14 protein-coding genes and 1 pseudogene are annotated in these 12,339 nt (G+C 68.2%); 9 read left to right on the top strand and 6 right to left on the bottom strand.

What is annotated here, in order from left to right; translation table 11 throughout:
• Window positions 1-143 (bottom strand): TetR family transcriptional regulator (locus ACWGO0_RS29020; protein ID WP_453541364.1); only part of this gene is annotated, 143 nt, incomplete at its 3' end.
• A gap of 358 nt (window positions 144-501) precedes the next feature.
• Between ACWGO0_RS29020 and ACWGO0_RS29015 the strand changes: the two genes are divergently transcribed.
• From ACWGO0_RS29015 to ACWGO0_RS29005, 3 genes are all read left to right on the top strand, one after another.
• Window positions 502-2,175: a DUF4331 domain-containing protein gene (locus tag ACWGO0_RS29015; RefSeq protein WP_453541355.1), complete on the top strand. Its 1,674-nt coding sequence runs from the start codon at window positions 502-504 to the stop codon at window positions 2,173-2,175.
• 101 nt (window positions 2,176-2,276) lie between these two features.
• Window positions 2,277-2,873: a class F sortase gene (locus tag ACWGO0_RS29010; protein ID WP_453541352.1), complete on the top strand. Its 597-nt coding sequence runs from the start codon at window positions 2,277-2,279 to the stop codon at window positions 2,871-2,873.
• Between the two features lie 36 nt (window positions 2,874-2,909).
• The gene (locus tag ACWGO0_RS29005; protein ID WP_453541349.1) at window positions 2,910-4,268 is read left to right on the top strand and encodes a tetratricopeptide repeat protein; all 1,359 of its coding nucleotides are present in this window, start codon (window positions 2,910-2,912) and stop codon (window positions 4,266-4,268) included.
• A gap of 24 nt (window positions 4,269-4,292) precedes the next feature.
• Here ACWGO0_RS29005 and ACWGO0_RS29000 read toward each other — a convergent pair whose 3' ends face one another.
• Window positions 4,293-4,649, bottom strand: a complete 357-nt coding sequence (locus ACWGO0_RS29000) for a DoxX family protein (RefSeq protein ID WP_453541346.1) — start codon at window positions 4,647-4,649, stop codon at window positions 4,293-4,295.
• A 236-nt stretch (window positions 4,650-4,885) separates the two neighbouring features.
• On the opposite strand from ACWGO0_RS29000, the gene ACWGO0_RS28995 reads away from it, so the two are divergent.
• Window positions 4,886-5,179, top strand: a complete 294-nt coding sequence (locus ACWGO0_RS28995; protein WP_453541344.1) for a hypothetical protein — start codon at window positions 4,886-4,888, stop codon at window positions 5,177-5,179.
• Between the two features lie 301 nt (window positions 5,180-5,480).
• On the top strand, window positions 5,481-6,017 hold the full coding sequence (locus tag ACWGO0_RS28990; protein WP_453541361.1) for a hypothetical protein: 537 nt from the start codon (window positions 5,481-5,483) through the stop codon (window positions 6,015-6,017).
• A gap of 174 nt (window positions 6,018-6,191) precedes the next feature.
• Here the strand turns inward: ACWGO0_RS28990 and ACWGO0_RS28985 are convergent, their stop codons facing one another.
• Window positions 6,192-6,596: a hypothetical protein gene (locus tag ACWGO0_RS28985; protein ID WP_453541341.1), complete on the bottom strand. Its 405-nt coding sequence runs from the start codon at window positions 6,594-6,596 to the stop codon at window positions 6,192-6,194.
• 614 nt (window positions 6,597-7,210) lie between these two features.
• Entirely contained in the window at window positions 7,211-7,480 is a 270-nt protein-coding gene (locus tag ACWGO0_RS28980) for a hypothetical protein (RefSeq protein WP_453541367.1), read from the bottom strand.
• 8 nt (window positions 7,481-7,488) lie between these two features.
• On the opposite strand from ACWGO0_RS28980, the gene ACWGO0_RS28975 reads away from it, so the two are divergent.
• From ACWGO0_RS28975 to ACWGO0_RS28965, 3 genes are all read left to right on the top strand, one after another.
• Window positions 7,489-8,784 (top strand): MFS transporter, encoded by a 1,296-nt coding sequence (locus ACWGO0_RS28975; RefSeq protein ID WP_453541338.1) that lies wholly within the window; start codon window positions 7,489-7,491, stop codon window positions 8,782-8,784.
• 291 nt (window positions 8,785-9,075) lie between these two features.
• Entirely contained in the window at window positions 9,076-9,504 is a 429-nt protein-coding gene (locus ACWGO0_RS28970) for a hypothetical protein (protein WP_453541336.1), read from the top strand.
• Window positions 9,501-9,731, top strand: coding sequence for a hypothetical protein (locus ACWGO0_RS28965; RefSeq protein WP_453541333.1), 231 nt, complete (start codon window positions 9,501-9,503; stop codon window positions 9,729-9,731). The genes ACWGO0_RS28970 and ACWGO0_RS28965 overlap by 4 nt, the downstream gene beginning before the upstream one ends.
• 362 nt (window positions 9,732-10,093) lie before the next feature.
• On the opposite strand, the gene ACWGO0_RS28960 is transcribed toward ACWGO0_RS28965, so the two are convergent.
• Entirely contained in the window at window positions 10,094-10,462 is a 369-nt protein-coding gene (locus ACWGO0_RS28960; RefSeq protein WP_453541358.1) for a VOC family protein, read from the bottom strand.
• 215 nt (window positions 10,463-10,677) lie between these two features.
• Here ACWGO0_RS28960 and ACWGO0_RS28955 point away from each other — a divergent pair.
• A pseudogene (locus ACWGO0_RS28955) lies at window positions 10,678-11,009 on the top strand (transposase); the annotation flags it as partial.
• 158 nt (window positions 11,010-11,167) lie between these two features.
• Here the strand turns inward: ACWGO0_RS28955 and ACWGO0_RS28950 are convergent.
• Window positions 11,168-12,337 (bottom strand): agmatine deiminase family protein, encoded by a 1,170-nt coding sequence (locus ACWGO0_RS28950; RefSeq protein WP_453541330.1) that lies wholly within the window; start codon window positions 12,335-12,337, stop codon window positions 11,168-11,170.
• Window positions 12,338-12,339: the final 2 nt, after the last annotated feature.

Genomic DNA, 12,339 nt, shown 5'->3' with positions numbered 1-12,339 from the left:
GGCTGGCTGTACTCGATGCGCTCGGCGAGCCGGCGGGTGGTGACCGCGTCCCAGCCCTGCTGCTCGGCGAGTTCGCGGGCCGTCGCCACGATGAGGCGTTCACGAACCGCCCGTTCGCGCTGCTTGCGTTCCTGTACTGACATGATTCGATCCTAGCACCGCTAGACAACCGAGCGGCAGTAGGTCTAGCGCCGCCTCGCCGCCTAGCTGCGCTAGACCCCAGGAGGTAGCCGGGCATCCCGAACGCGACTGAGCCGCGTTTGAGCACTGGGCTTCATCGGTCCAGGTCCCGTTCGGCTCATCCGCCGCGCGGACAGTTCTCACCCGTGGTGACCTATTGATACCTCAGCGTCACATATGGGACTTGCGGACCATGGATATCGCTGCTCAGAGCGAGACACAGGCATGAGCCCCATCTGGCGCTTCGAGCGCCCCCAGCTCTCAGCCGCCACACCTCCTGTTTACGGAGGGCCGGCGGCTCCCACCGGAAACGGATGCCCGATGCAGTCCTCCCGCTTGTCACGACGGAAGCTCCAGGGCCGCCGGATGGAACGCGGCCTTGCCGCCTCCGGCACCCTCGCCCTGGCGACCGCCGTCGCGCTCACCGGCCTGACGCCCACCACCACCTCTGCCTCCAGCCACCGCGAGGCGCCACTGACCGCAGGTGACCCGAGGGCCGACAACACCGACGTCTACGCGTTCACGAGTCCCGATAAACCGGACACGGTCACACTGCTGGCGAACTGGCTTCCGTTCCAGGAACCCAACGGCGGCCCGAACTTCTACCCGTTCGCCAACGACGCCCGTTACAACATCAAGATCGACGGGAACGGCGACGGAAAGCCCGACACGACCTACACCTGGAAATTCTCCGACCACATCCGCGACGACGCCGACCAGTTCCTGTACAACACCGGCGTCGTCAAGTCCGTGGACGACGAGACCCTGAACTTCCGCCAGACGTACGACCTGACGGTCACCGACGGCAGCGGGAACACCAAGACGCTGGTCAAGGACGCCCCCACGGCCCCCTCGAACGTCGGCAAGGCGTCGATGCCCGACTACGCCTCCCTGCGCAAGGAGGCTGTCGTACCGCTGCCGGACGGCGGTCACACCTTCGCCGGGCAGGCATCCGACTCGTTCTTCCTGGACCTGCGGATCTTCGACCTGCTCTACGGGGGCGACCTCAAGGAGACGGGCCACAACACGCTCGCCGGCTACAACGTCAACACCGTCGCCATCCAGGTGCCCAAGTCCACCGTGGCCCTCAAGGGCGACGCCACCCGCAACCCCGTCATCGGTGTGTGGTCCACCACCGACCGCAAGGGAACGGTCGTCGCCGGCGCGGGCAGCAAGGGCAACGAGAACTCCCCGGCCGGGGACAGCAAGGCGCAGGACGGGCCGAACGCAGCCGTGACGGGCGGAGAAGGCGGCTGGCGCCAGGTCTCACGCCTCGGCAACCCGCTGGTCAACGAAGTGGTCGTCCCCCTGAAGTACAAGGACGCCTTCAACGCGCTGACCCCGGACAAGGACAACACGGTCACGCCGGTCGTGGACAAGGTCAAGGACCCGATCGTCCCCAAGCTCGTCGAGAGCATCTACGGCCTCCCGGCGCCCGCCACCCCTCGCAACGACCTCGTCGAGATCTTCCTCACCGGGATCTGCAAGGACTGCGGCCCGATCAAGGCCGACCTCAACTCGCAGCGGCTCAACGCCGACGTCGACAAGAACGAGTTCGTTCCGGCCGAGGAACTGCGCCTGAACATGGCCATTCCGCCCGCCGCCAAGCCCAACCGCCTCGGGGTGCTCGGCAAGGACCTGGCCGGCTTCCCGAACGGCCGCCGGCTCAACGACGACGTCGTCGACATCGAGCTCCAGGCGCTCCAGGGCGCCGCGCAGACCGGCAAGATCGTGCCCGCGCTGGCAGCGGGTGACGGCGTCGACACCCCCTACCGCGAGCCCGGGGACACCTTCCCGTACGTGGCGCTTCCCAACACCGCGGCCGTCAACCAGGCCGATGCCCTGCACCCCGACGGCGGCGTCGGCGCGGGCCTCGGCGGCACCGCCTTCGGCGGAGGCTTCCCCGTCGTACCCGTCACGGCCGTCGGTGGTGGCGCCCTGCTGGCGTGCGCCGGCGTTCTGGCCCTGCGCCGACGGCGTGCCGGCCAGGCATGACCGGCCCCGCCTCCACAGGTCGCCCGCTCTCCTCACTCGAGAGCGGGCGACCGCCGCGCCACAACTGGCCCCGCCCCGCCCGCCGTCGGCGAATACTCGCGGTGACGGCCTTCGCCATGGGCATAGCCCTGGCCGCCTTCGGCGTCTCCACCCTGGTGACGGCCCCGGCCCCGGGCGGCTCGCCGGCGCGAGTGGACATAGGAACGCTCCCCGCGAACCACGGTACGAGCGAGGGCACTTCGGCCGAATCTGGTCCCGCGGCACCGATACGCATACGCATCGCCTCCATCGGACTGGACAAGACCCTCATCGGCCTCCGGGTTCAACAGGACGGGCGCCTCGCTGTACCCAAGGATCCGGCCGATGTCGGGTGGTGGAGCGACGGCCCGCGGCCGGGCGCCCCGGGCGCGGCGGTCGTCGTCGGCCACGTCGACTCGGCCACCGGTCCCGGTGCCTTCCACGGCCTCTCCTCGCTCCGTCCCGGAGACAAGATCACTGTCCGCCGCGACGACCGCACCAACGTCACCTTCACCGTCCGGGCGCTGCGGCAGTACGAGAAGGACGCCTTGCCCGACAGCCAGGTGTACGCGACCTCCGGGAACCCGGCGCTGCACCTGATCACCTGCGGCGGCGCCTACAACCGCGAGCGGGGCGAGTACCGCGACAACCTCGTCGTCTACGCGACGCTCGCCGACTGAGACCCGGCCCCACTCCCACCGGATCAGGAATTGACCATGCTCCTCCGTCGGCTCCCGAAATACCGGCGCTCCCTGCTGTCCGCCACTGTGGCCACCGCCCTCGGCCTGGGTCTCTTCCTCGCCGGGGGACTTGGCCTCGCGCCCTGGCCCGCGCCGCGCAGCGACCCGGACACGGCCGCGGAAGCGGGCGGACCTGTGATGTCCTCGGACCCGCTGTCCGAGGACATCACCGCCCTCCAGGCCCGGCTGCGCCGGACCCCGCGCGACCCCGTCGCCCTGGGCGCGCTCGGGCTGAACTACGTCCAGCAGGCCAAGACCACCGCCGACCCGACGTACTACCCCAAGGCGGAGAAGGTCCTCAAGCGCTCACTGGCACTGGACACGGCGGACAACTACACCGCGATGGGCGGCATGGCCGCTCTGGAAGCGGCCCGCCACAACTTCAGCCGATCCCTCGACTGGGCCGAGCGCGCCATCGCCGTCAACCCGTACAACTCCACGCTGTACGGGACCCTCGCCGACGCGTACACCCAGCTCGGCCGCTACGGCGATGCCGCGGACGCCGTGCAGAGGATGGTCGATCTCAAACCCGGCACACCGTCGCTGGCCCGCGCTTCCTACGCCGCCGAGCTGCGCGGCGACACCGACATCGCCCGCAGGGACATGCGGCGGGCCCTCAAGAACGCCGGCGGCACGGCGGACCAGGCGTTCGCCCGCTACCACCTCAGCGAACTCGCCTTCAACAACGGGGACCCGGCCACCGCACTCACCGAGGCCGAGACGGGCCTGCGCGCCACCCCCTCCCACACCCCCCTGCTCCAGATCAAGGCCAGGGCACAGGCCGCACTCGGGAAGACCGACGAGGCCGTAACCGATCTCGCGCGAGCCGTACAACAGCTCCCGCTGCCCGAGTACGTTCTCCAGCTCGGCGAGCTCTACCAGTCCCTCGGCCGTCGCGAGGAAGCCGCCCAGCAGTACGAGATCTTCAAAGCCGAACAGAAACTCTTCGCCGACAACGGCGTCAGCTCCGATGCCGACGCCGTCCTGTTCGAAGCCGACCACGGAGACCGCGAGCGCGCCCTCGTCATCGCCCGCCAAGGCATCGAGAAACGTCCCTTCCTGGACTCCCACGACGCCCTGGCCTGGGCCCTGCACGTCAACGGACAGCACAAGGAAGCCCTCGCCGAATCCGACCGCGCCCTGGAACTCGGCACCCGTAACGCCCTTTTCCACTACCACCGCGCGATGATCCAGCAGTCCCTCGGCAACACCTCCGCCGCCCGGAGCGAACTCACCGAGGCCCTCGCCATCAACCCGCACTTCCATCCCCTGCACGCCCCCAAGGCACGAGCGGCCCTGACCGCCATCGGACCTGCGGGCAGCGAGCGGGGATAGCCCTCACCCAATACAGCCGCGCATTCACCAGTGACCGTGATAAGCGAGGTTCACGACCAGAGCGGCCGTGGGCAGGCAGAAGAACACGAACCAGGGGCCCAACACATAGTCGCCGAGCCGGAGATGGACCCAGAGGGCGCCGATGAAGTACAGCACGAGACCGGCAGCGGCGAGCACCCCCAGCACCGGCACGACAAACCCGGCCAGCAGCCCCAGCGCGCCCGCCCCCAGCAGTATCCCGAGCGGTCGCATCCAGGAGTGGGGCACGCCCAACTTGTCTGCCTGGCTCTTCGGGTAGTCGTGTCCGATGAGGTTGGCGACGGCGGCCATGCCATTGACGACCGAAGCGAGGAGGGTGACGACGAGGTAAGCGGCGAACACGTGGGTCTCCTTCTTTCTGCGCGCGAAACGACAGCTGGATGTTCACCACATCGACGAATCGTGCCCCTGAAACGTGACATGCCAGATGCCACAACGGGCCCTTCCCCAACCACGCTCGCCCCCTGGCAGGGCGGCATCGCCCTCGTCAGCGATGCCGGCCGGCTCCGTCGTTGCACTCGCCGATGAGGAAGCCTCGATGCGGCGACAGCCCGCCGCAGCGCTCGTAGGATGCCTGGATGCCTAAGCCAATACGGAGGAGCCGCCGCACGTGGGTTGTCGTGTGGGCGGTGCTGTGCGCGGCCGGCCTCGCCGCCACTGCCGAACTGAAGGCCTCCTCGGCACCGGACCCGCAGCCCGAGAAGCCTGTCAGCGCCGAGTGCGGCGAGTACATCGCGGACATCGAGATGCAGCTGGCCAAGGCAAAGCAGGAAGGCAAGGGAGACGGAATACTGGCCTTCTCGCGAGTACCGGTCGGCACCGGGGACGACTGCCGCGACGAGCTCCGCAACCTCTTCCGTGGCGATCAGTGAGCAGCGGTAACAACGTATCCGGCTGAGTCGAGCGGACCGTGGACGCGCACGGCTGGTTCAACCTCGCCAAGCACCGAGTGAAGATCCGCGCAGAAACGCGCGAAGACGCTCCCTTCACCCCTTCGACGTCGGCGAGCGTCCGAGACTTCTCGGCGCCCGCGCCGCGGCAACGCAGTCGCCACCACCGCCGCTTGCCGTCACCATCGAGCGGAAGGCCCCGCGCGACGGCGTCGTCATGGTGTCCCGCCAGCGTCTGCGGGACGATGCCGAGGTGCTGCGGTGGTGGTCTAGGTTGACCGGCATGAGCGTGCCGCGGCGTTACCGGTATGTCGGACCAGCTGAAGTGAGGGCTGCCGTCCAACCCGGGCGCGGTGGGTTCCGCATCCGCTCCGCGGCTGACTTCGCGACATGGGTTATGGCGCGGACGGCGGAAGAACTAGCTGATCCCTTCACCTTCGTCATCGCCTCTGACGGGGTCTTGACGCTGGCTCCCCGCCAAGGTGAGCACGTGGCCTGCGCGAGCGGGGAACCGGTGCTGAGCGCCGGCGAGGTGAGCTTCCACGACGACTCCGGACAATGGGTAGTTGACGGAGTCAGCAACCAATCGACCGGCTACTGCCCGGACACGGCTTCCTGGCCAGCCGTAGCGCATGCGCTGGACCTGGCCGGCCTGCGGCACCCGTCCGGGTTCACGCACGAGGTGGTGTTCCGACGCTGCCCCGAATGTCAGGAGCACAACATCGTGAGGGAGGAACACTACGTCTGCGTCTTCTGCGACGCCGACCTTCCTCACCACTGGAACGTCGACTCAATTGCAGCCGGCCCAGTGGCGTCCTGACCACCGGTTCGGCTGCCACCGCCCGCCCGAACCACTCCCTCACCGTTCATTTCGTGTGCAACGTCTTCTCGGTGATCGAGAAGGACACCGGGGAACCGCTGGAAATGGGTCGACTGGAACCGCGCCTTTGCGATGCCGGGCATGTGCAGCTCCCTCGACCGCCCCGCAACCGGGTCAACTCGCCGGGCTGGTCAGGACGCAGTTCGGATAGTCGTTGTCCGGATCGCCGATGGCGGCCCAGAGTTTCAGGACCTTGCCTTGCCTCAAGGCGGCGTAGGCGTCGGGCTCTCGCTCACGCACTTCGGGGTGATCGGCGTCGAAGGTCACACCGACGAAGGTTTGCTTCTTGTCGGCGCCTCGCTCCCACGTGCCTGTTCCGGACCAGGCCAAACTGTCGTACCAGCCGACGGCGACGCAGACCTTATCGGCGATGAACGTCCCGTCCTGCTTCAGCGTGAGGGTGCCGCCGTCGGCATCGGTCCACGTGGTCGCAATTTCGGCCGGCTTCAGTACGACCGGTTCGCCGTCGGGCGGCGGCATGACGGTGAACCTGCCGCAGGCCGTCAGGGCGAGGGCCATGGCGAGCAAGATCAGCGCTGCACGAAAGGAACGCAACACACTCCACCCCTAGCGGGTTCCGCAGGCCGCATGCGCGACCGATGGACTCATCTCAAGAACTCATGCCGTACCCTGGCACGAAGTTTGAACACGTTCAAGTCTCAGTCTTCGGTGACCGCTCTTCACGAGGCGAGGCGTGAGGCAGCACGGCAGCGAAGTACCGCCACCCCAGCGGCCGATCGCGGTCGGGCCGCAACAGCCCATGGATCACCTTCCTCGCGAACCGCATCCTGAGCCGACTGTCTGTGCCTCTCTCGGAGCATTCCTCCCTCGATCCGAATTCGCGGACAGTGTCGATCATCCGGCGGGGCCGTGCTTTCCGTGCGAGCGGAGGTGGGTCGTTCCGAGGCGGCCCGAAATGCAGCCTGGCTCCCAACAGCGCGCCCATCGCTTCGCGAAGCTGCACGCAGGAGGGTGGCTCGCCCGCCGACGGCCACCACCTGTCCCAGCCGCGGAGTAACTGCTATCGGCCCCGCAGGAGTTCAAGGACTCCCAAAGAGCAGCTCCACCCACTACAAGCAGGGACAGCTGCGTAACTGGGCACGAACCCGAAAGGCGGAGAAAGACGGATTAGCTCAGGCCAGTGCCCTGCCCAGGACATCACCAACGACGCGTTGGGCAGCATGGGTAGCGACTGCGCTACCGGCCTGTGTGGGGTCGCGATCACTCTGTCGTCGGGTGAGGTCGTTGAGCCAGATCATGGAGGCTCGGAGGTGGAGGCCGACGTCGTAGCTTTCGGGGGTCTTGTCGTAGCGGCTGACGGCGGCGGCCCCGGCCCGCCGCCGGAGGGCCATGACATCCGGCAGGTAATTCCGTTGTACGGGGCCGACGTTGTGGGAGATCATGCGCGTTTGTGACCTCGCGAGCAGATGAACCCATCCACGACGCGGCCCCGCCCGCCCCCGCCGTGGCCGTCACCCCCTCCACCCCGGTGCACCGGGACGGCAACGTCCTGCGCTGGCTGATCGCCTACACCTTCTCCGTGGTCGGCGACGCCGCCTACTTCATGGCGCTCGGCTGGGCCGCGCAGAAGGTGGCCGGACCGGCCCAGGTCGGCCTGGTGATGGCGGTCGGCGCGATACCCCGGGCGATCCTCATGCTCGGCGGCGGTGTGATCGCCGACCGGTTCGGCCCGCGCAGGGTAGTCATCTCGTCCGACGCGGTCCGCGCTGTGGTGATCCTCGCGGCCGCCGCAGCGCTCGCGTTCAGCACCCCCGGCCTCTGGTTGCTCGTCGCGCTCGCCCTCGTCTTCGGCGTCGTGGACGCCCTGTTCATGCCGGCGGTCGGAGCCATGCCGCCCCGGCTCACCGGCCGCGACCAGCTGATGCGGGTGCAGAGCCTGCGCAATCTGGTGCAGCGGTCCGGCCACATCGCCGGTCCGCCGCTCGCCGGATTCTCGATGGGGCTCGGCGGCCCCGCCGCCGCGTTTGCCGTGACCGGCGTCCTCTTCACCCTCTCGCTGTTCCTCCTGGTCGCGGTCCGGCTCGCCCCGCTGCCGCCCGAGGAACAGCCCGCCGCGGACTCCACCGCCCGCCGCGACCTGGTCGACGGCATCGTCTACCTGCGCCACGAGCCCGTCGTCGGCCCGCTCGTCCTCTCCGGACTGCTCTCCATGATCGGCTGCATCCCGCCGATGGCGATCGGCGTCATCATGCTCGCCGAGGAACGCGGCTGGGGCCCCTCCGGGGGTGCCTGGGTGAACGCCGCGCTCAGCACCGGCGTCTGCACGACCTCGCTCCTGCTCGTCGTGCGCGGCCGCTTCCCCCGGGCCGGCCACTGGCACAACGTAGCCCTGCTCGTCGCCTCCGCCGGCATCGGCCTGATCGGCGTCATGCCGAACCTCGCCCTCGCGGTCGCCTTGGCGCTCGTCTCCGGCCTGGTCTCCGGCCTCTGCGGCGGTCTCGCCCTGGCCCTGATGCAGGCCAACACCGCCCTCGCCTTCCAGGGCCGGGTCGCCTCCGTCCAGGCGCTCAGCGCGGTCGGCATCACCCCGGTGATGTTCCCGCTCTTCGGCCTTTTGGTGGAAGGGTGGGGTGCCGGCCCCACCTTCCTCCTCTTCGGCTGCATCAGCATGCTCGGCGCCACGGTCTCCACCGCCTCCCACGCCGTCCGCCATGCCGACCTGGACTTCACGAAGACCGCGGACTGACTCCGGCCCCCGGCCGGGGCCCGCTACGGCCTGTGTGACGTTGTGATCAGTGCTGAGTTCTGCCCCGTTGAGAGGCTGGAGCCGATAGAACAGGGCTGTGACGCGTAGGCAACTCACGGACAGACATTGGGAGTTCATCGGGCCGTACATGATCTGGATGGACGACCTCCTGCAGACCACCAACTGATCACAACGTCACACAGGCCCTGGTACGCCAGCTATCGATCACGACCTTCCTCGTGGCTTGGGTGGGTCGGCTTGATCAGTCGCCTGTCGGCTACGGTGCAGGCCATGGACAGCCGCGTGTACGTGCCCTGGTTCTCAGTAGGAGAAGCCGACGAGGACGCGTTCGAGACGCTGGATCGCACACGGCGCAGGTTCGTGTCCGTACTACGCGAGCGCGCCGTCACCTGGCCGTGCGACCCGGACGACACTCTTGTCCTCCGCCCCGAGGAGACGGGGTTCGAGCATCTGCTGGCCCTGCTCTATGCGGTGACGCCGGAAACCAATGTCATTTCCCATGTCTTCGGTGCGTTCTTCGACGGGCAGGGCGTGCTCGGCACCGAACTCCACGACCAGATGTACATCCCTCTCCAGGGGTCTGTCGTGGGGACACTCCGCGTGGCCGGTTCACCTGGTCGATGCGCAGAACTGACTGCGGACTGGTTCGAACGCATTGTGCGCGGCCAGGCCGGCCCCCTGGCCGCCCCAACGTCGTGATCTTCATGTCCGAGGTGCAGCTTGTCGCCGGTAATGACAGTTGCGTGGTCATTCCTGATGGCGGCGTCGCCAGTGGTGAAGAGGCGGTGGATCTCGTTGCAGTCGCACCGCGTCCGGCCGAGAGCTTCTGCCCGGCCGTCTTCGGCACCTTCTCGGCCAGCGCATCGGCACGGAACCCGCCCGCACCGGTGGTCGTTTCGGCAGAGCAGGCCACTGCGCGAACGTAGCCGATGCCGCGTTCGATCATCGTGCGGGCCGGCTCCGGCCTGGTCGCGAAGGCGGTGCTGGGCGGCGACGGGCGGGTGCCCTTCTTCATGTCGCCGGTCTCCGCACGTCATCACGGATGGCGTCGGCGTCCCAGACGGCCCTGGGCAGCAGGTGCTGCATGCCGTGCGGGCTGCTCTCCCCGACGCACTCCGAGGTGGTCCAGGAGTAACTTGTGCGGCAGGCCGGACAGCAGCCCCACTGACCCCGCGCGCGCCGCTCACCTGTTTCGCGCGTTGCTCGTCCTGACGAACATCGAGGCCACTACCGACAATTGATCTCTACCGCAGGTAGCCCACGATCAGCACATGCCCCCAGGACACCATCAGCGGGCCGGGATCGGCTGAGTGAGGTTCACCGGGTTGCCGTCGGGGTCCTGAATGTGGGCGACGCGCTGTCCCCACGGCATGTCGTTGGAGCCGCCGCGGACCGAGCCGCCCAGCGCCTCCACCCGTCCTAGCGTCTCGTCGACGTCGTCCACACCGATGCTGAGCAGGATCCGCGAATCCGCCCCAGTCCCCGGGTTCTCCTTGGCCACCAGCCCGAGGTCGGTATCGCCGATGCGCAAGCCGAGATAGAAGGCCGGTCCTTCCGCCGGAATCCGGAAGATCTCCTCAGCGCCGAACAATTTCGTATAGAAGCCGAGCAGAACGTCCTGGTCGGCAGTCACGATCACTGGCTGGATGGTGGACATGGCACTCCTGTCGAGAACGGTCGTGTCGCTGGGTAGACCGTTCAACGGCGGTGAACTCATCGGCAGAACCACATCGCCGGACGGTCTACAACACAGATTGCCGCCCACGACCAGCACGAGCACCACGCTGACCAGCCACTTCAAGATGACGGAGCTTCGCTGCGAGCACAAGCATTCCTCGGTGGCCGAAGTGCTGCACCGCACAAGATCGTTGACGGTCCCACGACGGTCTGACCACCAAGATCCACCTCGCTGCAGTCAGTCGCTGCCTCCCACTCGCGTTCGCCATCACCCCCGGCAAGGCCGGGACGCACCCGCATTCCCCGAGTTCATGGCCTGCTGACGAGTACCCCGGCCAGTCGGCCGACCCAGAACCACGCCGGACATGGTCCTGGCCGACAAGCCCTACTCGTCCCGCGCGATCCGGACCCATCTCCCTCGGCGCGGAATCCTGACACTGATCCCGCAGCCCGCCGACCAGGCCGCCAACCGCAAACGCCGCGGCAGCCACGGCGGCAGACCGCTGGCCTTCGACCGCGATGCCCATACCTACGACTGCCGGGCGGAGCCCGCCCAGGCCCTGAGCACGCTCCAGGCCCGCGTCCGGGCCTCCTTCGAGGTGGGTGCCCTGGCCAGCGGCGCGGAATCGGTCCACGGAGGGAGACCTGGAGCCCGGGCCCCGAAAGCGGGACCCGGGCCCGTAGCTCAGCGGTTGGGCTCCTGCATCGTGACGCAGTGCGCGCCACCACCCCCGTTGCCGTAGAGATTGTCGAGGTTGAGCTGGACGACGGGCCTGCCGTAGGCGGCGGCGATCGCCGTCTTGGCCGCCGCGTCCTTGGCGGTGTCGCCGAACTGGGTGGTGATCACGGCTTGGTTGGTCACCGTCCAGTTCATGTAGGAGCTGAGGAAGTCCGCCCGCTTGCCCGCAGGTATCCGGGGCAGGGTGTCGGGTCCTTCGATGGTGAGGACCTGCAGGCGGCGCCCCTTGGCGTCGGTCGAGTTCACCAGTACGTCATGGATGGCCCGGGCGTTTTCGGTCCAGACGTCCGGCCGCACCGCTCCGGCCAACTGCACCATCGCTACACCGGGTTTGATGTAGCGGGCGGTGCCGTCGATGTGGCCGTCGGTGACGTCCTGGCCGGTGACGCCTGGCAGCCAGATCATCTTCGAGGCGCCGAACCGGGACAGCAGCTCTGCCTCGATCTGGCTTCGCGACTTGCCGGGATTGCGATTGCTGTTCACCCAGCAGCTCTCGGTCGCCATCAGGGTGCCGTCGCCGTCGTACTCGACGCCGCCGCCTTCGCCGACCACGGAAGCCTTCGCGAACGGGACGCTCGTATAGGCGGCGAGCCTCTGCGCGACTGCGCGATCCTTGTCGTAGGCGGAGGCGGGGATGCCGTAGAACCGGGTGGCGTTCTCGCCCCAGGCGTTGAAGTTCAGGCCGAAGGCGTCCAGACCACCGGCGTCGTCGACGCGGAACAGCGGGCCGGTGTCCCGCATCCAGCAGTCCGAGACGGGAACCGAGCCGATGACCGTGACGGTGGATCCGCACATGCTGCGGGCCTGCGACGCGGCCGTCGAGCCGTCCGCGCACATGACGACCGGCTCGTACTTGGCAACTTCCCTGGCGAGCTTGGCGATGTCGGCCTGGATCTTGGACAGCGTATTGCCCCAGATCGTGTAGCTGGACGGCCAGGACATCCAGGTCCGCTTGTGCGACACCTCTTCCCCCGGCACTCGCCAGGACGCGGCCCGGGCCGGCTGGATGCCGCCGAGTACAGGCCCTGCCGCCAGCGCGGCCGCGGCCGCTCCGGTTCGGGCCAGGAGGGTTCTGCGGCTCATTCCGGGTCGGTCGCCGTCGTTCTCTGTCTTCACGT

The sequence above is a fragment of the Streptomyces sp. NPDC055749 genome (genome assembly GCF_053617235.1).
Note: the sequence above shows the minus strand (reverse complement) of the source record. Positions and strands in the feature narration are given on the sequence as shown.